The sequence below is a fragment of the Nonomuraea sp. B5E05 genome, assembly GCF_039880665.1.
Lineage (GTDB): Bacteria > Actinomycetota > Actinomycetes > Streptosporangiales > Streptosporangiaceae > Nonomuraea.
The window spans coordinates 1-19,891 of record NZ_JBDPMJ010000046.1; the positions used below are offsets into that span (position 1 = coordinate 1).

20 protein-coding genes are annotated in these 19,891 nt (G+C 67.5%); 9 read left to right on the forward strand and 11 right to left on the reverse strand.

What is annotated here, in order from left to right; translation table 11 throughout:
- Positions 1-304: 304 nt before the first annotated feature.
- The 3 genes from ABGB01_RS43015 (at position 305) to ABGB01_RS43025 (ending at position 2,782) form a co-directional block, all read left to right on the forward strand.
- Positions 305-1,204 (forward strand): SDR family oxidoreductase, encoded by a 900-nt coding sequence (locus tag ABGB01_RS43015; RefSeq protein WP_347779844.1) that lies wholly within the window; start codon positions 305-307, stop codon positions 1,202-1,204.
- Between the two features lie 133 nt (positions 1,205-1,337).
- On the forward strand, positions 1,338-1,886 hold the full coding sequence (locus ABGB01_RS43020; RefSeq protein WP_347779846.1) for a TetR family transcriptional regulator: 549 nt from the start codon (positions 1,338-1,340) through the stop codon (positions 1,884-1,886).
- A 191-nt stretch (positions 1,887-2,077) separates the two neighbouring features.
- Positions 2,078-2,782: a sulfotransferase family protein gene (locus ABGB01_RS43025; protein WP_347779848.1), complete on the forward strand. Its 705-nt coding sequence runs from the start codon at positions 2,078-2,080 to the stop codon at positions 2,780-2,782.
- Between the two features lie 204 nt (positions 2,783-2,986).
- On the opposite strand, the gene ABGB01_RS43030 is transcribed toward ABGB01_RS43025, so the two are convergent.
- Positions 2,987-3,196 (reverse strand): hypothetical protein, encoded by a 210-nt coding sequence (locus tag ABGB01_RS43030; RefSeq protein WP_347779850.1) that lies wholly within the window; start codon positions 3,194-3,196, stop codon positions 2,987-2,989.
- An 874-nt stretch (positions 3,197-4,070) separates the two neighbouring features.
- Here ABGB01_RS43030 and ABGB01_RS43035 point away from each other — a divergent pair.
- Positions 4,071-4,481 (forward strand): nitroreductase/quinone reductase family protein, encoded by a 411-nt coding sequence (locus ABGB01_RS43035; protein WP_347779852.1) that lies wholly within the window; start codon positions 4,071-4,073, stop codon positions 4,479-4,481.
- A gap of 383 nt (positions 4,482-4,864) precedes the next feature.
- Complete coding sequence (locus ABGB01_RS43040; RefSeq protein WP_347779853.1) at positions 4,865-6,304, forward strand: aldehyde dehydrogenase family protein; 1,440 nt, start codon at positions 4,865-4,867, stop codon at positions 6,302-6,304.
- Here the strand turns inward: ABGB01_RS43040 and ABGB01_RS43045 are convergent.
- Complete coding sequence (locus tag ABGB01_RS43045) at positions 6,292-6,924, reverse strand: PadR family transcriptional regulator (RefSeq protein ID WP_347779854.1); 633 nt, start codon at positions 6,922-6,924, stop codon at positions 6,292-6,294. The two genes, ABGB01_RS43040 and ABGB01_RS43045, sit on opposite strands and share 13 nt — an antisense overlap.
- 100 nt (positions 6,925-7,024) lie before the next feature.
- On the opposite strand from ABGB01_RS43045, the gene ABGB01_RS43050 reads away from it, so the two are divergent.
- Positions 7,025-7,657 carry an LLM class flavin-dependent oxidoreductase gene (locus tag ABGB01_RS43050; RefSeq protein ID WP_347779856.1) on the forward strand — a complete coding sequence of 211 codons (633 nt, stop codon included), beginning with the start codon at positions 7,025-7,027 and terminating at the stop codon, positions 7,655-7,657.
- Positions 7,654-8,109: a flavin reductase family protein gene (locus ABGB01_RS43055; protein WP_347779858.1), complete on the forward strand. Its 456-nt coding sequence runs from the start codon at positions 7,654-7,656 to the stop codon at positions 8,107-8,109. The genes ABGB01_RS43050 and ABGB01_RS43055 overlap by 4 nt, the downstream gene beginning before the upstream one ends.
- On the opposite strand, the gene ABGB01_RS43060 is transcribed toward ABGB01_RS43055, so the two are convergent.
- From ABGB01_RS43060 to ABGB01_RS43075, 4 genes are read right to left on the reverse strand one after another with little or no spacing between them, the layout of a single operon-like run.
- A complete protein-coding gene (locus ABGB01_RS43060) occupies positions 8,082-10,340 on the reverse strand; it encodes a xanthine dehydrogenase family protein molybdopterin-binding subunit (protein WP_347779860.1) in 2,259 nt (752 codons plus the stop codon). The genes ABGB01_RS43055 and ABGB01_RS43060 overlap by 28 nt on opposite strands.
- The gene (locus ABGB01_RS43065) at positions 10,337-11,176 is read right to left on the reverse strand and encodes an FAD binding domain-containing protein (protein ID WP_347779861.1); all 840 of its coding nucleotides are present in this window, start codon (positions 11,174-11,176) and stop codon (positions 10,337-10,339) included. Before ABGB01_RS43065 ends, ABGB01_RS43060 begins: the two co-directional genes overlap by 4 nt.
- Entirely contained in the window at positions 11,173-11,703 is a 531-nt protein-coding gene (locus ABGB01_RS43070; RefSeq protein WP_347779862.1) for a (2Fe-2S)-binding protein, read from the reverse strand. The genes ABGB01_RS43065 and ABGB01_RS43070 overlap by 4 nt, the downstream gene beginning before the upstream one ends.
- Positions 11,704-11,719: 16 nt before the next feature.
- The gene (locus ABGB01_RS43075; protein ID WP_347779863.1) at positions 11,720-12,712 is read right to left on the reverse strand and encodes an asparaginase; all 993 of its coding nucleotides are present in this window, start codon (positions 12,710-12,712) and stop codon (positions 11,720-11,722) included.
- A 110-nt stretch (positions 12,713-12,822) separates the two neighbouring features.
- On the opposite strand from ABGB01_RS43075, the gene ABGB01_RS43080 reads away from it, so the two are divergent.
- Both ABGB01_RS43080 and ABGB01_RS43085 read left to right on the forward strand, forming a co-directional pair.
- Complete coding sequence (locus ABGB01_RS43080) at positions 12,823-13,782, forward strand: MBL fold metallo-hydrolase (RefSeq protein WP_347779864.1); 960 nt, start codon at positions 12,823-12,825, stop codon at positions 13,780-13,782.
- Positions 13,772-14,386 carry an SRPBCC family protein gene (locus ABGB01_RS43085; protein WP_347779865.1) on the forward strand — a complete coding sequence of 205 codons (615 nt, stop codon included), beginning with the start codon at positions 13,772-13,774 and terminating at the stop codon, positions 14,384-14,386. Before ABGB01_RS43080 ends, ABGB01_RS43085 begins: the two co-directional genes overlap by 11 nt.
- A 31-nt stretch (positions 14,387-14,417) precedes the next feature.
- On the opposite strand, the gene ABGB01_RS43090 is transcribed toward ABGB01_RS43085, so the two are convergent.
- Genes ABGB01_RS43090 through ABGB01_RS43110 form a run of 5 tightly spaced genes read right to left on the reverse strand, consistent with a single transcriptional unit; the run spans position 14,418 to position 19,871 of the window.
- The gene (locus ABGB01_RS43090; RefSeq protein ID WP_347779867.1) at positions 14,418-15,752 is read right to left on the reverse strand and encodes a dihydroorotase family protein; all 1,335 of its coding nucleotides are present in this window, start codon (positions 15,750-15,752) and stop codon (positions 14,418-14,420) included.
- A complete protein-coding gene (locus ABGB01_RS43095) occupies positions 15,752-16,840 on the reverse strand; it encodes a mandelate racemase/muconate lactonizing enzyme family protein (RefSeq protein ID WP_347779869.1) in 1,089 nt (362 codons plus the stop codon). The genes ABGB01_RS43090 and ABGB01_RS43095 overlap by 1 nt, the downstream gene beginning before the upstream one ends.
- A gap of 50 nt (positions 16,841-16,890) precedes the next feature.
- Positions 16,891-17,574, reverse strand: a complete 684-nt coding sequence (locus tag ABGB01_RS43100; protein ID WP_347779871.1) for an MBL fold metallo-hydrolase — start codon at positions 17,572-17,574, stop codon at positions 16,891-16,893.
- 3 nt (positions 17,575-17,577) lie between these two features.
- Positions 17,578-19,095 (reverse strand): FAD-dependent monooxygenase, encoded by a 1,518-nt coding sequence (locus ABGB01_RS43105; RefSeq protein ID WP_347779872.1) that lies wholly within the window; start codon positions 19,093-19,095, stop codon positions 17,578-17,580.
- Positions 19,092-19,871, reverse strand: a complete 780-nt coding sequence (locus ABGB01_RS43110; RefSeq protein ID WP_347779874.1) for a TetR/AcrR family transcriptional regulator — start codon at positions 19,869-19,871, stop codon at positions 19,092-19,094. The genes ABGB01_RS43105 and ABGB01_RS43110 overlap by 4 nt, the downstream gene beginning before the upstream one ends.
- Between the last annotated feature and the right edge of the window lie 20 nt (positions 19,872-19,891).

Here is a 19,891-nt window from a genome sequence, read left to right on the forward strand (position 1 = left end):
CGCACCCCGCTGAACCAGGCGAACAGCTCCGCCTAGAGAAACGCCCTCCAGGCGCCTACACCCATGTCAGCACAGGTCAGGAGCTAGATTCGGGCCTCCAGGCCGCGGAATTATGTCGAACCCGGGCTTGAGCCCCGACCATACCGAGGATGCTTTGCGAGCCGGCTTCGTTGCGGAACCAGTCGGCCGGGAAGGAGGGCTGTTTCGTTTCCTGTCGTCAGCTTCGCCGGTGGACACTGCTTGAAGCCCGGCGGGAGCCATCAAATATAGAACCCCGTATTGATCACGCTTACGGAGGACAGTAATGAGAAGTAATAGCTCCCCTCTCGGGGCAGTAGTGGTAACCGGGGCTTCCAGTGGGATTGGCCAGGCAACAGCGGTCAGGCTGGCCAATGCCGGATACCACGTCTTTGCGGGCGTGCGGAAGGAAAGCGACGGAACGGCGTTGCAACTGTTGACGACGGGGTCCCTGACACCACTGATTCTTGATGTCACAGACGCCGAAAGAGTCGCGGAGGCGGCCAGAGAAGTTGATAAATCCGGCCTCCCGCTGGCAGGTCTGGTGAACAATGCCGGAATCGGGCTGGCATGGCCGATGGAGGTCATCCCTCCGGAAACGCTTCGATGGCAGTACGAAGTCAACGTCGTCGGTCAGGTGGCAGTGATCCAGGCGTTCCTGCCCTTGCTGCGCCGTGCAACGGGGCGGATCATAAACATCGGATCCGTCGGCGACCGGCTAACCCTGCCCTTCGGCGCTCCGCTCTGCTCCTCCAAATGGGCGTTCGCGTCGATTACCGAGGCGCTGCGCCTTGAGCTGCGCCCGTGGAGCGTTCATGTCGTGCTGGTGGAACCTGCCTCGATCCACACCTCGGCGATACACAAGCTACGCCACGACGTCGAAGACGTCGTGGCGCAGATGACGGACGACCAACGCACACACTATGAGGCGAGCTATCGGTCCATGACCGACATGGCTTACGAACGGGAGCAAGCGGGCAGCGATCCCGACGTCGTCGCCAAGGTGGTGCTGCGCGCGTTGACCGCCTCCAAGCCCGCAACGCGATACCTGACGGGAAAAGACGCTCGGCTGCTGGCATCCATGGCCCGCTGGCTGCCGGATCGTACGTTCGACCGGCTTCGAGTCAAACTGTTCGGCTTGCCCAGCGAGTTCGGTGGTGCTGCGAAGCAGCGTGTACATTTGTGACTGATCACCCGGCATTGAGAGCGACCAGAACCAAGGGGCCGCTCAACGATTTTCTCAGGTTTCGAGGAAACCCTGCACGGATTCATTACCTCACGCCTATGCCAACATGTGTTGGTCTGCGATTGTTCGCATGATGAGATCATCAGACAGGTCTCGGGCGGCCATTTTGAAGGCGGCGCGGAAACGATTCGCCGCCGACGGCTATGGTCGAGCTACGATGCGAGCGATAGCCGCCGACGCATGCATCGATCCTGCCATGATTATTCGTTACTTCGGCAGCAAAGAACGTCTTTTTGTCGCGGCTGCCCAGCATGATCTAGCATTGCCAGATCCGAGAACGATTCCCCGTGACAGGGTCGGCGCCACTCTTGTCGACGCTTTCTTGAGTCGCTGGGAACGTGATGAGACGATCCAAGTTCTGCTGCGCGCAAGCTGCACCAATCCGGTCGCCGTTGAACACATGCGCTCACTCTTCGCTACTCAGTTGGTCCCCGTGGCGGTTGCCCTGCTGGGAGACACACCCGAAGCGGCAAGACGTGCGGCACTGGCGTCCAGTCAGATCCTAGGCCTGGCGTTGTGTCGCTTTGTCCTTGCGTTTCAACCGGTGGTGGACATGAGTCGAGAAGAGATCATCGCTTGGATCGGGCCTGCGGTCCAACATCACTTGCTCGGCACGAGTTAGCCGAAAGAAGCTTCGGCGGAGCGATGAGCGGAGGGGCAGAAGTTGACCAGGCAAATAGGCGTTCATACACTTATTGGCAGCGGTTCAAGAGATATCCCCGTCAAACGCATGGCTGGAAGAATCCATCGCGAATACGCCTCGGATCTAAGTTTTTCACAGCTCGCACGTCCATAGATGGCAAAGGATGCGCCATGACGAAAATTGATGTTATCGGTGTGGGATTGCCGCGCACAGGCACCACCTCACTGAAGGCCGCACTGGAGAATTTGGGCATCGACCCGTGTCATCATATGCAGGAGTTGGCTGTACATCCGGACCGGGCAGAGCCTTGGGCACAGGCGCTGGCAACCGGCACGGTCCAATGGGAAACAGCTCTGCATGGCTACCGCTCGGCGGTGGACTGGCCGAGTGCATACTTCTGGCGTGAGCTTGTCATGGCCTACCCTGAATCTAAGGTGATTCTTACGGTCCGCGACCCGCAAGACTGGTACACGAGCATGAGGAAAACAATTTTCACGATGGTCCGTGCCCCCGAATCCATGTGGGGCGTTCCAGGGGTCGACGCAATACGATCCATCTCGGCCCGAATGTGGATCAATACATTTGGGAACGGGCCAGGTGTGGTGATGCCTGCTGAAAGAGAAGCGGTCGAGTTGTTCGAGAGGCACACAGCTCAGGTCATCGAGAGCATCCCCTCCGATCGTCTACTCGTTCATGAAGCCGCGCACGGCTGGGCACCGCTGTGCGCCTTTCTGGGCTTGACTGCTCCCGCTGGAGTTCCGTATCCCCACCACAACTCCAGCGTATCCGCACAGGCCGTTATGGATGAGGTGCGGCAAGGTGGAACCCTGGCGATTCCTAATACCGAAACGCTCCCCTCGATCGGCCAAGAATGATATGAAATATCTCCACTCGCGAGGATCTGTGATTGCTGAACCACACCTTACGAGCTAAGCATTCACGTTCTGCGCACTTCGAGGTTCGATGCGCTGGGGCAGCAAGGGGAGCCGCGGCCGCAAGCGCGGCAATGCGCCGGCTCGCCGACGTGTGCGGCGGTCTGCCGCCCTCTCCGGGTGCCCGCCGCGGACACCTGCATCCTGCTACGCAAACTGCGCCAGGCTCACCTGTTCGACACCGGGGACAGGAGCGACCGGTGGCACCTGCACGACCTCATCCGGGGCCATGCCGCCCAGCACGGCGACACCGACGAAGATGACGGCACCATCACGCGTCTGCTCGACCACTACCTGCACGCCGCCCGGGCCGCGCAGGCCAGGCGTGCCGGGGTCAATGCACGGCTCGGTGGCCACTACCCCGGTAACACCCGGGCTGGAGTTGGCAGATCACCGAGTACCCGAACGTGATGGCTCTTTAGCAGTACGTCGTTGCCTCGGGCAGGCACGTCAACGCCGTGCACCTCGCCCTGGCCATCCACGAGGCCACCCCGGAGAACTCGAACGTCCCTGCCCGCATCGTGCTCAACAAGCGCACGCTCACTTCCGGGGAGTTTCTCGGCGACTCTGACGCATTCGCCCAGATCCTTGACCGGCTGAGCACCGAGTTCTGGCGGCGAAGCCGGACCGCCGACGCGTTCACCGTCTACCGCCGCGCCGTCGAGGCCTTCCGCGCCACTGGCGACCGCAGGCGGGAAGGCCAGGCTGGTGCCGACCTGGGGCTACTCCCTGGCACGGTGGCCGGTACAAGGAGGCGACCGACGCCTTCCGGCACGTTGACTCATTCGCGCTCTTCGGCGAGGTCGTTAGGATGTGCCTCCGCCTGGCACAGCCACGAATGCCTCTTCCAGCCTTGGCGTACGGTCGGAATACGAGCCTACTGAGACGACAGCGATAAAATCCTGCTTGGCGGATACGTTTTTGGCAAGGGTACGCCAATGCTGCGAGAGGTACCATCCCGCCCCGGTCTCGGCTACTGCTCCGAGCCCGGTTACAAGTATCCAGCGCCGTTCTGGCGCATCATTGGCGTCTGGTATGTGACGTAGTATCGCACCGTATTGACGACGCTCGTAAGAACGGTACTCGTGCCCATTGCGAAGCCTTATGTACTCGGAACCCTGTCCGTCTTCAATGATTGCAGACCAGCGTGGTTTTCTGATTGGCCAGCTCACTTCCGAAAAGATTGACCCGTTCCCGATTGATTACCCAGCGGGTGCACCAACATCAGGCCGTGACTTTCAGTATGGCCAACCGGCAGATCATCGAGGAGTTCCGTACCAGCGACGGCCACGTTGGCGGCGTCTTCCAAGGTGACCGCCTGCTCCTTTTGGCCACTACCGGAGGCTGGACGGGCGCCTGGCACACCGTCCCGCTGAGCTACGTGCCGGATGGCAGACGTTTCCTCGTCATTGCCGTGGCTGGTGGCTCGCCGGCAGAACCGGACTGGTACCTGGTCGCAGACCCCCAAGTCACATTGGAGACCGGCATACGCGCCTGCCGAGCCACAGCGATCGTGCTGCAGGGCGAGGATCGGGAACGTGCGTTTGCCCGCGCTGTGAAGACGGATCCACGCTGGGCCACCCGGCAGGCGGAGGCGTGCAGAATCCTTCCCGTCATCGCCCTGGAACCGATCGACCATTAGTTCGCACAGCTGGTCGGAATGACACGCTCGTCGGCCAGGCGGAAAACGCCTCGGCGGGCCTGAGTCAGGTGGTGTGGCTTTCCGCCGCCTGGAGGTAGGGGCGGCAACGACGGGGGCCTCGTGTGAACCGCCGACCTCGATGACGCGGATGCCGAGGCGTCGGGCGGAGCGGACGGCGTCGTCGGTAACGAGACTGTCGCGGTGCAGCCGGCTCCCTTGTACGCGGGCAGGGCCACTGACCTGGTGGTCGATGGTCGCGGCTCCGCATCGGAGAGAAGGGGGAGGAGTCTCGCCATCAAGTGCCCACAACTGATGACATTTAAGCATCTATATAGGTATAGTCTTACGTAAAGACTAGACCAATGCTCCATTGGGGAGGTCCCATGAAGCTGGCTCCTGATTTCGGCTCTACGCTGCGGGAATACGGCAACGGTCCCACGCTGGCGGTCCTGGACAAATCGACGGGAGAGAGCCTCGCCGAGCTCGGAACGGCCGATGCGACGGACGTCGCGCGCGCCGCCTACGACGCGAAGACGGCTCAGCGGGGATGGGCGGACACGCCTGCGGAAGGACGCCGCGACGTCTTCGTACGAGCAGCCGAGCTGATCACGCAGAACCACGCCGAACTGGTCGAGTGGCTCATGCGTGAGACCGGCGGTATCCGGCACAAGGCCGAGTTCGAGCTGCTCAAGAGCCGGGAGAACCTGCTCCAGGCCGCCGCTGTCACCACCCGCCCATCCGGCGAGGTCCTTCCCTCGCCGGTCGGGGTGCTTAGCCTGGCCCGGCGCGTGCCGCGCGGGGTGGTCGGCGTGATCACGCCGTGGAACTTCCCGTTCGTTCTGGCCCTGCGCATGCTCGCACCGGCGTTGGCCACCGGTAACGCCGTGCTCCTCAAGCCGAACCCGCTCACCCCGGTCAGTGGCGGCGTGCTGCTGGCCCGTCTCTTCGAAGAGGCGGGGCTGCCTTCAGGGGTGCTGCAAGTCTTGCCGGGGGACGCCGATGTAGGTGAGGCGATCGTCGCCGACTCCCGAACCGCGATGATCTCTTTCACCGGCTCGACCGCGGTGGGCCGCCTGGTGGCCACGGCGTGCGCTCCGCTCCTGAAGAAGTGTGTGCTGGAACTCGGTGGCAACAACGCCTTCATCGTGCTGGACGACGCTGACGTGGACGCGGCCGCCTCCGCCGGCGCGTGGGCGGCGTTCATGCATCAGGGGCAGGTCTGCATGACCGCGGGAAAGCATCTCGTGCATCGCTCGATCGCTGACGCATACGTGGAACGGCTCGCCGAGCGGGCCAGGGCTCTGCGTGTGGGCGATCCGGCTCTGGGGGACGTGCAGCTCGGGCCGATCGTCAGCCCGGCGCAGCTCGACCGGGTGCGGCGGATCGTGGACGACAGCATCGAGGCCGGCGCCGTCGTGGTCACGGGTGGCACACACGACGGGCCGTTCTACTCACCGACGGTGCTGAGCGAGGTGTCGGAGCTCATGCCGGCGTTCGTCGAGGAGATCTTCGGGCCGGTGGCGCCCGTCGTCGCCTTCGACAGCGATGAGGAGGCGGTCGCTCTGGCCAACCTGGGCGACTACGGCCTGACCGCGGCCGTGCGGAGCGCATCGGAGACACGGGCGGCCGCGATCGCCGACCAGTTGCGCAGCGGGGCGGTGCACGTCAACGACCAGACCATCGCGTACGACACGTGGGCGCCCTTCGGCGGCATGGGAACCTCCGGCAACGGTGACGCTTTCGGAGGCACGGCCGACCTGGAGGCGTTCGCCGAGTGGCAGTGGGTGACCCGCCGTGCCGGCCAGACCACCTACCCCTTCTGAGCCGCGCCGGCCTTTTCCTCGCCCCAGAGTGGCACCCGCTTCGCCTCCAGGTCGTCGAGCAGCGCGAGGCCCTCCTCGGCCCAGGCGATCTCGGTACGAGCCTTGGCCGCCTCGCCGCGGAACGCGAACCTCCTGAAGGCGATGATCGCCTCGTGCTCGGCCTCGGGGCGCTGGGCGAGTCGCTGCTGTAGCAAGGACACCCGGCGGTTTTCGAGGTCATCGACCATCTGCTCCCACTCTCGCAACGCCTGGGAGTAGTGCCGGAGATGTTCCCGCAGCTGGCGTCGCGCCGCATCGTAGGTGGCCATCTCGAAATGCGCGGACCTCAACCGGTACTGGTCACGTTCCCCCTGGTACGGAGCCAGGGTGGTCAGCCAGTTCCGCAGTTCCGCGAATCCGGTCTCGCTGATGGAGTAGATGCGCTTCTCCGCCTTCTCACCGCGCGGTACCACACGCACCTCCACCAGGCCGTCACGCTCCATCCGCCGCAACTCCGGATAGATCTGGCTATGAGGTGCGTTCCACACGAACGCGATGCTGCCGTCGAAGTATTTCACCAGGTCATAGCCGGTCATCGGCTCCGCGGTGAGGATGGCGAGCAAGGCGTGCCGGAGCGACATGAGTAGTCCTTTGAGTACGTGAATACGTAGTCCCGACAGTATCTCCGAACCTATGGAGCACGGGACACCCCCGCCAATGCGGATCACTTTGGAGAGACGAATGCGAAAGATGAGCGACAACACCTTCCAACTCGGTGTGTTCGCGTCGAACGTGTGGGGCGGACTGACGAAGACCACAGCCGCCCAACGATGGAACGCGAGCTGGGACAACAACGTCGCCCTGGCCACGATGGCCGATCAGGCCGGGCTGGAGTTCATGCTGCCCCTGGCGCAGTGGTCACAGCTCAAGGGCGCCGCCGAGACGGACGGTCACACCTTCGAGGCGCTCACCTGGGCTGCCGGTCTGCTCGGCCGGACGGAGCGAATCACGATCTTCGCCACGGTGCACGCCCCCTTCGTGAGCCCGATCTTCGCCGCGAAGCAGGCCGTGACCTGCGACCACATCGGGCACGGCAGGTTCGGCCTGAACATCGTCTCCGGCTCGGCCGAGCCGGACTTCCTGATGTTCGGCGTCGAGATGATGGAGCACGGTCAGCGTTACGCCTACACCGAGGAGTGGACCACGCTGGTCAAGAGGCTGTGGGAGGAAGCGGAGCCCTTCGATTTCGACGGAGAGTATTTCCGGCTCAAGGGCGCGTTCACCCGTCCCGCTCCGTACGGCGGGGACCGTCCCATGCCCAGGCTGGAGAGGCTGGGTCTGCGCCGGCCGCACCAAGCGGAGGAGGCACAGTGAACCTCAAGCGGGTGTTCGCGAAGTTCCCGACCGGTGTGGTGGTCGTCACCACCGTGGACCGGGTGGGCCGGCGCTGGGGTTTCACGGCCAGTTCGTTCAGCTCGGTGTCGATGGAACCGCCGCAGATCCTGGTGTGCCTGGCCCGGTCCGCGCAGTGCTATCAGGCCTTCGACGAGGCGGCGGAGTTCGCGGTGAACATCCTGGCCTCGGGGCAGGAGAGCGTCGCGCACCGGTTCGCCCAGCACGGGGACGACAAGTTCGCGGGGCTGGACTTCTCGGCCGGATCGCGTGGCCTGCCCGTCCTCGACCGGGCGCTGGCGACCCTCGAATGCGGCACGGTGGCCCGCTTCCCCGCGGGCGACCACGTCATCCTGCTGGGCGAGGTCTACGCCGCGGGCGTCGGCGAGGGAGACCCGGTGCTCTACTACGACCGCGAGTTCCGCCACGTGTGATCGTCCTCACCGCGGAGCAGGTCGAGGACCCGCTCCGCGGTGAGGGGGAGCGCGGTCACCTTCGCGCCGCCGAGCGCGTCGGCGACCGCGTTGGCGATGGCCGCGGGAGTGGCCACCATCCCGGACTCCCCTCCGCCTTTGACGCCCAGCGGGTTGGCCGGTGTCGGATACTCGGCGATGATGACCTCGATCTCGGGCAGGTCCTCCACCGTGGGCATCCGGTAGTCGGCGAAGGTGGTGCTCTGCGGCTGGCCCTGCTCGTCGTAGCACAGCTCCTCCAGCAGCGTCCCGCCGATGCCCTGGGCAGCTGCCCCGGCGAGCTGGCCACGCAGCAGTTCGGGGTTGACCGCCCGGCCCACGTCATGCAGCACGAGATGGCGCAGCACCCGGACGCGTCCGGTGCCGCGATCGACCGAGACGAAGGACAGCGCCGCGCCGAAGGAGAAGCTCGGATGCGGCTTGTCGAACCGTCCGTACCCCTCGCCGAGCTCGTGGAGCGCGACCGGCGCGCCGGACTCCGCCATCGCGCGCCCCGAGGAGAACTCCACGTCGGCGGGATCCACGCCGAGTCGCTCGGCGGCCCGCCGGCGCAGGTCCTGGGCGGCCAGGACGATGGCGTTGCCGGCCAGGGTGGTCGACCGGCTGGCGAAGGCGCCGAACCCGTTCGCGAGGGCGTCGGTGTCGCGGTGATCGATGGAGACGGCTTCCATCGGTACAGCCAGCGCCTCCGCGGCGATCTGGGCCAGTACGGTCTCCACACCTTGACCGAGCGAGGCGACGCCGACGTGCACGACGAAGCGGCCGTTCGTGGTGGGCACGATCCTGGCCTCCTCGAACGGGCCCATGGACCCCACCTCGGTGTAGGTGGCCAGGCCGATCCCGACACACTCGCCCGCCGCGCGGCGCGAGTCCCGCAGGCGGCAGAGGTCCTCGTAGCCGGCGCGTGCGAGCAGGTGGTCGAGGCAGGCGGGGAAATCCCCGCTCTCGTACGTGGTCGGCGCATCCGCCGAGCCCGGAGCCGGCGCGAAGGTGAACGGCAGAGCGTCCGGCGGGATCAGGTTGCGCCGTCGTATCTCCGCGGGGTCGAGCCCCAGTTCGGCGGCGAGCCGGTCGAGCATGCGCTCGCGGACGAATGTGGCCTCGGTCATGCCGGGGCCGCGATAGGTGCCGACAGGGGTACGGTTGGTGATCACGCCGGTCGACTCGATGGAGAACGCCTCCCAGCGATACGGCCCCGCCAGGTGCAACGCGGGCAGCAGCGCGGGCAGGATGCCCTGGGACCTGACGTAGGCGCCCTGGTCGCAGCGCGCCAGGTCGCGGAAGGCGAGCAGCCGCCCGTCCGCCGTGGCCGCGATCTCCAGCTCATGCTCCTGCTCGCGGGCGTGGTTGGTGGCGACGAAGTGCTCGGCCCGATCTTCGACCCACTTGACCGGCCGGCCAAGCCGCAGCGCGAGAAAGGCGATCAGGAAGTCCTCGGGATAGGGCTCGCCCCGCACCCCGAAGCCGCCTCCGACGTTTCCCTCGACCAGTCGGATCCGGTCGCGGCCGATGCCGAGCATGTCGCTCAGCGCCTGGCGGGTGAAGTGCTTGACCTTGGCGGCGCCCCACAGGGTGAGGCGCCCCGAGTTCTGATCCACCTCGGCGACGAGTCCGCGCGTCTCCATCGGGACGGCGGTGTGCCGGTGCACGCGCAGGCGGTCCCTGACCACCACGTCGGCCTTGGCGAAGGCCGCGTCCACGTCGCCGGAGCGGAGCGGGACGGTGACGACCACGTTTCCGCCCGCCTCCTGGTGGACGACCGGAGCGCCGGAGCCGAGGTTCGCGACCACGTCCAGCTCCTCAAGGTCCACATCGACGAGTTCGGCCGCGTCCTCGGCGAGATAGGGGTCCGTGGCCACCACGACGGCGAGTGGCTCGCCCACGTAACGCACCACGTCGCGGGCCAGCGGCGGCTGCAGGAAGCGGTTGGCCATGGGAGTCTCCGCCATCGCCAGCCGGATCGGGATGCGGACATCGGGCAGGTCGGCCGCCGTGATCACGGCGATGACGCCGGGGACGGCCTCGGCCTCTCCGGTATCGATCCCGAGAATGCGGGCGTGGGCGACGGGGCTGCGCACGATTCTGGCGTGCACTTGCCCGTCGCGCTGGATGTCGGCGACGAACCGCGACGCCCCGGTCAGATGCGGCAGGTTGGCGGATCGTTCAACGCTGGCACCGATGAGTCGTGTCACTGTTCCCCCTTCAGACGTCGCAGGGCTCGCCGCACGAGCGTGGCGACGAGTTCCGCGCGATTGGTTGCCTCACAGGTGGCCGCCGCCCGTCCGGCCGCTTCCCGGATGACGTCATCCGCCAGGTGCTCGCCGTTCAGGGCGGCTTCGGCCTCGTACGTGCGGGACGGCGCTCCGGCGATGCCGCCGAGTGCGATGCGTGCGTCCGCCACCCGGCCGGAGCCGTCCAGGGCGAGCGCGACGGCGGCGGAGGCCAGGGCGAAGTCCCCGGCGCGCGGGCTGAACTCCTCGAAGGCACTGCGCGTCTGCGGGAACGGTGCCGGGAAAAGGGCTTCCACCAGGAGCTCGTCGGGTTCGAGCGCGGTCATGAGCGGCCCGGCGAAGAACTCCGCGGCCGGGATCGTACGTTCTCGCCCGGACGAGCGCACGAGGAAGCTCGCCGACATCGCGGTGGCCACGACGGGCAACTCCGCGGCGGGATCCGCGTGCGCGATGCTGCCCCCGAACGTGCCGCGCAGCCGTATCGGATGGTGGCCGATGTGCGCGGCGGCGTCGCGCAGAGCCTGCCACGGGCCGACGAGCCCGGCCGAGCGTTCCAGGGCCGCGTGCCGGACCAGTGCGCCGACGGCGAGCCCGCCATCGACCTCACGGATGAGATCGAGTCCCGGCAGGCGGTCGATGTCCACCAGATGGGAGGGCCGTGACATCCGCAGGGCGAGCAGCGGCATCAAGCTCTGGCCGCCGGCCAGGAACTTGGCGTCCTCACCCGCCTGTGCCACCAGGTCGAGCGCTTGGGCGAGTGACGAGGCGCGCGTGTAGCGGAAGGCCGGCGGCTTCACCGCGTCTCCTCTTCTAGCAATTCTCGTTGCGCTGCGAGGACGGCCCGCAGGATGGGAAGGCCACCGGTGCATCTGCACAAATTGGCGGCCAGGACCTCTCGCACCCGTTCTGGTGACGCCTTGGGATCTCCGCGCAACAGCCCTGCGGCGAGCATGAGGAACCCTGGCGTGCAGAACCCGCACTGCAACGCGCCATGTTCATGGAAGGCCCGTTGCAACGCGTGCAGTTCCGCCTCGCCGGCCAGACCCTCGACGGTCTCGACCGAGCTGTCCTCGGCCTGGACCGCCAGCACCAGGCAGGACCGGACGGGCTGATCGTCGACCAGCACCGTGCAGGTGCCGCAGGAGCCCTGCTCGCATCCCACGCGGACGCCGGTGAAACCGTTGTCGCGCAGGGCGTCCGCGAGTGTGCGTCGCGGGGGCGCGTCGAACCGGAGAGCTTGGTCGTTCACTGTGAGATCGATGCCCGCGGCCTCATCCGCCGCGAGCCATTCACCAGGAATCACGAACATAGTCCCCTTCTTCATCAGGTGAACATGCGAATCAACCGGAAAGCGTGTCGAGCGCCTCGGCGATGCGGGCGGACGGCCAGCCCGCACCCAGGGCGAGGGACAGCAGGACGCGGGCCTTGAGTGGATCGAGTGCGCCCGCGCTGATGAGCCCTCTGCGCAGGAGATCGCGTTCGGATCCGTCGAAACCGTAGGTGTGCCTGAAGCCCTCGCCTTCGCCGGTGCGGGACCCGATCACCACAGGCATCCGTCGTCCGAGCTTCGCGAGCTCGGTGACCTGCCACTCGGGCACATGACCCACCCCGAAGCCGGCCACCACGGCGCCCTGGTAGCCCTGCTCGGCGAGCAGGCGCAGCATCCGCCCGTCGTCGCCCAGTGCCACGCTCACCAGGGCGACCGGTGCGGGTTCCGACGTGGGCGGCAGGGCCACATGGACTCGGGCTGACGGCTGGACCGGGATGCGCACCCGGTCCTCGGCTATCCAGCCCAGGGGGAGCGCCGAGGTGAACGCCGAGGGGCGGCTGGCGTGCGTTTTTCGTACGAATCTCGCGGCGTGGATCTCGTCGTTCATCGTGACGAGCACGCCGAGGCCGGGCGCCCGGTCGCCGGCCGCGACGAGAACGGCGTTGCGCAGGTTGGCGGGGCCGTCGGCACCCGCCTGTGCCGGGTTCCGCATCGCGCCGGTCACCACGATCGGCTGGTGGGCGTCGCTCAGCAGGTCGAGCGCCATCGCGGTTTCCTCGATGGTGTCGGTTCCCTGGGTCACGACGACGCCCTCGGCCCCTTGTCCGAGCAACTCCTTGATCCGGCTGCTGAGGCGTACGAGGTCGGTGAGCCTCAGCTGCGCTCCGGGAGCCTTCAGAAACGTCTCCGCCTCGATCCGCGCCCATCGTGCCGCCTCGGGAACGGCCTCCACCAGGATGTCCGCGTCCAGCGTGGGGGAGGCGCCTCCCGCGTCGGAGCCGCCGGTCATCGCGATCGTGCCACCCAACGCGAGCACGTGGATCCGCCGCCTGTTGTCCGCCACCGTTCCTCCGCACCTTGACGACACTTTGCCATGCTAGTTACTTTTTACGTATATTGATACCTATATCTTTACATGAGGAGGCGTTCACCTTGGTCTGCTGGCCACTTCCGGTGATTCATGAGACGAGCGAGCGGCAGGAGGGATTCATAGCGCCGAACCTGAGCCCGGCGGGCCTGCGGCTCGAACCCGTGCCGCTGGCCGACGGGGTCTACGGGCTCATGGCGAACAAGCTGCCCAAGGACAACAACGGGCTCATCGTCGGGAACGATGCCGCGCTCGTCATCGACTCGGGGATCACTCCCACCATCGGGCGGCACATTCAGGACGTCGTGGCAGGGATCACCGACAAGCCGATCCGCTTCCTGGTGAACACCACCTACCACGGTGATCACACGTTCGGGAACACCGCGTTCGGGCAGGACGTCACCCTCGTCTCCTCCCGCCTCAACAAGGCCGCCATGGCCACGATGGACCTGGCGGAGGAGAAGCGGCTGCGCGGAGACAGTATGTACGGCGACCCCGGCCTGCAGGAGGTGGTCACCTGGCGACAGCCGGACGTCGTGTTCGACCGGTTCTGCGAGATCGACCTGGGCGGCAGGGTCGTGCACCTGTGGCATTTCGGCCCCGGCAACGGCTCCGGCGACACGATCGTCCACGTGCCTGACGCCAAGGTGGCCTGGGTGGGCAACTTCCTGCGCCACCCCGGCATCCCGCCCATGCTGCTCGTCGGCGACCCGGTCGCGTACCTGCGCTCCATCCAGGCGCTCAGGGCCACCTTGCGGGTGGACACACTGATCCCCGGTCACGGCCCGCTCACCGACGCCGAAAGCTCGCTGAGCTGGATGTCCTCCTACCTGAACAGTCTGGCGACCTCGGTGGCCAGGCAGCGGGAGGCAGGGCACGACGTCGCCAAGCTGCTCGACACCGTCCCCATGGACGACCCTCTCGACCTGCTCGACGTGGCGCCCGGAGCGGATCAGGCGGAGGCCCTGCGCTTCTCCTCGCTCATGAACTCGCTGCACCGGCTGAACATCCTGCTGACCTACCGCTGGCTCGACCATGCGCATTGAGAGCACCTTCAGCGTCCCCGTCCCCGTCGACCAGGCGTGGCTCGTGCTCCTCGACATCGAGCGGGTGGCGCCGTGCATGCCGGGCGCACAGCTTGACGAGGTCGAGGGCAACACGTTCATCGGCCGGGTCAAGGCCAAGGTGGGGCCCATCACCCTGACGTACAAGGGGCGAGCCGAGATCGTCGACGCCGACATCGGCTCGTACACCGCCACCATCAGCGCGCGCGGGAAGGATTCCCGCGGCCAGGGCACCGCCGCCGCGACGGTCACGATGCGGCTCGGTGGCGCCGACGGTGCCACACGGGTCGACCTGGCCACCGATCTCGACATCACCGGCCGGCCCGCCCAACTCGGCCACGGCATCATGGCCGACGTCGCGGACAAGATCGTCGACCAGTTCGCCGCGGCGCTGGCCGAGCTGCTTCGCGACGAGCCAGGCCCGCCGGTTCGCGAGGTTTCCGCCAGGATCGAGCACCGGCGCTCCGTCCCGGGAAAGCCCAGGCACGCCGCCCGGCAGCAGCCGGTCGACGTGCTCAAACTCACCAGAGGATCCCTGGTCTCGGTCCTGAAGGGCTGGCTGCGTCGTCTGTTCGGACGCACCTGACCCCACGATCCGGCCTGACGTTCACGCATGGTCAGCCGCCGATGAAGCGCCCTGTGCGCCCGTCGGCCGGCTGGCCGTGCTCAGCGATCAGTTCGCCGCGCAGGTAGGTGGCCTCCACCCGGCCGGTGACCTCCATCCCGTCGTAGGGCGTCCACCCCGCCTTGGACAGCACATCGCCATCACGAAGCGTTCGGCGCGCGGCGGGATCGACCAGGACGAGATCCGCGTCGTAGCCCGGGGCGATCCGGCCCTTCCCCGTCAGCCTGTAGACGCGGGCGGGCACGTCGGCGTACAGCCTGGCCACATCCTCGTAGGCGAGCAGGCCGCGGGCCGCGGCGTCCAGGAGCAGGGCCATGGTGCTGTCCAGGCCGGGAAGGCCGAAGTGCACGTCCCAGATGCCGCCGGACGTCTTCTGCGCCGCGGTGGAGGGGGCGTGGTCGGAGGAGACATGGGTGAGCCCGCCATCGCGCAGCAGTCGCCACATGGCTTCCTCGTCGGCCGGGCACCGCGCCCGCGCGGGCGGCGTGAACTTGCGGAACGGGCCGTGCTCGTGCACCTCCTCCTCGCGGAGGAGGAGGTACTGCGGACAGGTCTCGGCGTACAGGCCCGCCCCCTTGGAGCGTTCGGCGGCCAGGTAGCCCGCCACTTCGGGGTTGCTGACATGGGCGACGACGGCCCGCGCGCCGGTCCGGCGCGTCAGCAGCCCGGCCACCGCGGCCGCCACGATCTCGGCCTCGCGGTTGCGCCATTCCGGTATGACGCCGAAGTCGTCGCGCTCCGCCGCCCGCAGGATGGATTCGGCGTCCTCCGTCAGCGATTCGTCCTCGCAGTGGATCAGGCTGACAGCTCCCACGTCAGTGGTCGCCTTGAGATGGGCGTGCAGTGCCGCCGCGTCGTGACCGGGCACTCCGTGCGTGGTACAGGTGAACACCTTGAAGAAGCCGACTCCCGCCCGCCGGAGTTCCGGGACTGCGGCGGAGTCCCCCGGCCAGGCGTGGGCGGCCAGTCCGAAGTCCACATTGGATCGGCCATCGAGATAGGCGACCTTCTCCCGCAGGTCGCTCACGGTTCGTACGGGCCTCCCGTGAGAGTGTTCGATGATCGTCGTGACGCCTGACACCGCGGCGGCCCTCGTCCCGCTGGGGAAGTCCTCGCGCTCCGTGCTGCCGGGATCCATCAGGTGCACGTGCGTGTCCACGCCGCCGGGCAGCACGAGGAGCCCGGCGGCGTCCCTTCGCTCGGCCGCGGAGAGTCTGCCGCCGTCCAGGGTGAGAACGCGGCCGTCGCGCACCGCCACGTCGGCCCGGCGCCGGCCCAGGGACGTCACCACCATGCCGCCCTCGATCAGCAGATCGGCCTCGGGCATCAGAGCGCGAACCTCTTCACGGCCTCGCCGGAGAGCCTGATCCCGAACCCGGGCTCCTGGCTCGGCTCCAGCCGTCCGCCGACCAGGCGGACGGGCTCTTCCAAGAGCGGCTGCCACCATGGCTGGAACTCCTGCCAGACCACGTGGGGCAGGCCCGCCGCGAGGTGGACGGAGTGCTCCATGAACAGATGCGGCGTCACCGGCACGTTCTCACACAAGTGCACGGCCTTGACCAGTTCGGTCATCCCGCCCATGCGCATGAGATCCGGCATGACGTAGTCGGCCGCGCCCCGGGCCACGAGGGTGCGCAGCTCGCCTCTGAGATAGTTCGACTCGCCCGTGCACAGCGGTGTCGCCATCGCCGAGCGCGCGCTGGCATAGGACTCGACCCATGTGTACGGCATGGGCTCCTCCAGCCAGAACAGATCGTACGGCGCCAGTCGATCGGCCATACGCAGCGTCTGCTTGAAATCCCATGCCTGATTGGCATCCACCATCAGCTTGACGTCCGGCCCGATCGCCTCACGGACGGCGCCGACCCTGGCCACGTCCTCGTCCTCATCCGGCAGGCCCGCGCGCATCTTGACCGCGCGAAATCCCTGCTCCACCAGGCTGCGCGCCTCCTCGGCCAGCTCATCGCGCGAACGATCCAGCCACAACCCCTGGCTGGCGTAGGTTTCGACGCTGTCGCGGTAGCCGCCGAGCAACCGGTACACCGGCAGCCCGGCGGCCTGCGCCTTGACATCCCAGCAGGCGGTGTCGATGGCCGACATGGCCAGCGCCGACAGGCCCTGCCTTCCGATGAAGCCGACGGCGGAGGACATGCGCGCCCACAGCCGTTCGTTGTGTGACGCGTCCTCGCCGATGACGAACTCGGCCAGATCCTCGATCAGGCGCAGCAGGGCGGCGACCTTGCCGCGCCCGAAGGCGAAACTCCACGCCACCCCGGTATGGCCGCCGCTGGTGTGCATGCGGACGAGTGCTGTGTCGATGGCGGGAATCGGGAAGGCCGCCGTGACGAGAGGGCGATCGAGAGGTATCGAGAGGAAATCCGCTGACAGGTCGGTGATACGGGTGCCGGCTGCCATGTCACTCCTATGGCTCGAACATTAAGTATGTATATACCTAAATCACTACACTAATCCGGCGTAGCGCGCCAGCACGGCTGGTCCTCGCGTGCGATCGGGGCGCCGGTACCGAAGGCCGCGACGCGGAACGGCAGACGGCCGAGCCGGTCGAAGCTGTCCCGTACGGCCCTGAGGTTCTCGTTGAGTGCGAGCGGGATCGGCGGGACGACACGTTTGCCGAGGTGCAGCGCCGCGTCACCGGCCAGGAGTAGCCCGCCGTCCCGCTCCAGCAGGAAGGAGCAGTGTCCCATCGTGTGCCCGGGAGTGTGGATCACTCGGATCCCACCGGCAGGGGGGAGCGTCTGGCCGTCGGTGAGTTCGGCGTGGACGTGGGCGGGCCGGGCGGGCGGCGGGATGCGGGTTCCGGCCAGGCGGCCGGTCCAGGTGGAGCGGTCGGCACCCGGGCGGGGCGCTTGGCCGCGGATGACCGGGGCGTCGGCGGCGTGGGCGTGCACGGTCGCGTCGGTGCGGCGGCTGAGCTCGGGCAGCCCGCCGGTATGGTCGAGATGGTGGTGGGTGAGCAGGATGTCGGTAACGTCGGCGAGGGTGTGGCCGAGTGCGGTGATGTGCTGGACGATCTTGTCTACGCGGCCGCGGAATCCGCAGTCGACCAGGACCAGCGTGCCGTCACCCGATTCGATGAGATAGCTGTTGGTGAATCCTGGGACGCGGTGCACGCCTGGGACGACCAGCACGGTTCAGGCCCGGACGGAGGGCAGCAGCCAACGGGCCAGGTAGGCCTTCAGCGGAGCGAGATCGTCGCCGCCGCGGAAGGCGACGTAGCCGTCGGGCCGGACCAGGACGGCTCCGCCGCCCAGGGTGCCGTCGGGCACCCGGGAGAGCGTGATCAGCCCGTCGTAGGTTCGCAGCAGCTGCCCGATCTCGTTGTCGTCGTAGGACCGGCAGAGCAGCAGGTGATGTCCCGGTCCGGTCAGGCGTTCGTGCAGCCAGCCGCCATCGGGCAGCTTCAGGTCGGGCAGCCGTTCTCCGGGCCGGGGGCGTAGCCGCTCGGCGCTGCCGGCCACGATCGGGCTGTCGGGATAGGCGATGCGCAGCATGGAGGTGAGCTGTGCGGCCCGCTTGCCGATCCGCGGGTTGCGGCCGGCGACCGAGGTGAGGAAGGGGAACAGGGTGGCCCTGGCCGCCCTGATGAGCGGGTTGGCGGAGACCATGCCGGCGAAGAGCCGGTCGGTGGTGCGCAGCAGTTCCCTGGCCACGGCCATGCGTTCGGCCTCGTAGCTGTCGAGCAGTTCGGCCCGGGCGTGGCCGGTGGAGACCAGGGCCAGTTTCCAGCCGAGGTTCCAGGCGTCCTGCAGGCCGGTGTTCATGCCCTGGCCGCCGGCAGGGCTGTGCACGTGCGCGGCGTCGCCGGCCAGGAAGACGCGGCCTTGACGGAAGTGGGCGGCCATGCGGTGGTGTGCCTGGAAACGGCTGACCCAGATCGGGTCGTGCAGCAGTAGGGGGAGCTGTTCCCAGATCCAGGACTGGCGTTCCAGGTCGGCCAGGGTCGGCTGCTGGTCGCCGGGGTTGTCCAGCTCGACCAGCAACAGCCGCCAGGGGGCCGGGTGGCGCAGCGGCATGAACGTGGCGATCGCCCTGCCTCTGGCGAACAGGTGCAGCGACTCGGCGTCCGGCAAACCGTCCACGTGCAGGTCGGCCACGAGGAAGGACTGCTCGTAGGTGCCGCCTTCGAAGGAGATCCCGGCCAGCCGGCGAACGGCGCTGTGCACGCCGTCGGCGCCGATCAGGTATTGGGCGCGGACCTGTTCGCTGCTGCCGTCGGCGTGCTGGAGGGTGGCCGTCACGTGCTCGGACTCCTGGCGCAGGCCGGTCAGCTCCGTCTGCCGCTCCACACGGACGCCGAGGTTGTGCAGGTGCTGGGTGAGCACGTCCTCGGTCTCGTTCTGCGGCACCCACAGCAGGCCGGGGAAGCGACTGTCGCTGATGCCGGTGTCCAGTCTGACGGCCACCGGGGGGTGGCCAGGGGCGTGTCGCAGCACCTGGTTGGAGCGGAAGGCGCGCAAGCGCAGCTCGGCGGCGAGTCCCCGGCGGTCGAACAGCTCCAGCGTGCGCGGTTGCACGACGATGGCGCGCGACTGACCAGCGCGGTCCGACCGGGCCTCCACGAGGCGAACCTTGGCGCCGTGCAGTGCCAGCTCCGCCGCCGCGGCCAGCCCGCTGGGGCCGGCGCCGACGACGAGTACGTCCGGGTTCATGATGATGTTCCTTTCTGTACGGCGTTCAGAAACGCCTCGGCGAAGATCTCGCACGCCTCCTCGACCGGAGGCAGGCCGTCGCCGAGAGCGGGCCGGGTCAGCAGGTGAACGGCCAGCGGAGCGACCATGAGCTGATACACCAATGGCACCGGGAGCCGTCTGATCCGCCCGGCCTTCATGTGCGTGGACAGGGCGGTGCCGATGGTGGTCAGGTAGCGGTGCAGTTGTCTGCGCAGAACCCGCGCCGCGGGGCCGTCGGGCCTGGAGAACACATCGGCCACCAGCGCGGGCAACACCCGGGGCTCGTGCTGGAAAGCCCGCACCAGCGCTCGGTAGATGCTTCGCACGGTGGTTTCGACATCCTCGCCGGGCAGGAGTTCTTCGACGTCGAGCAGCGGCGTGTGGCGCTCGAACACGGCGGTCAGCAGGGCGTCTCGACCGCCGAGCGCCTCTCTGAGAGAGGGAAGGGAGCACTGCGCGGAGTCCGCGACCGTCTCCAGGGTCAGCTCCGCCAGTCCCCGCCCCGCGATCAGGTGAGCGGCCGCCTCGAGGGCCCGCTCACGCACCGGCGGGCGTCCCCCCGGATCCACGCCCGCGTTGAGGAGCGCCCGATCGAGCGCGGCACGCGTGCCGCCGATCCTGCGCAGCAGCGTGCTCCGGGAGATGCCCGCCTCATCGGCGATCAGTTTGAGTGACACGTCGGCGACGTCGAGGTTGTGCCTGCGGGCCGCGTCGACGGCCGCCGTGATGAGATGCTCCGGAATTCCGGTCGTCATGAAGCTGAACCTACTCCTTA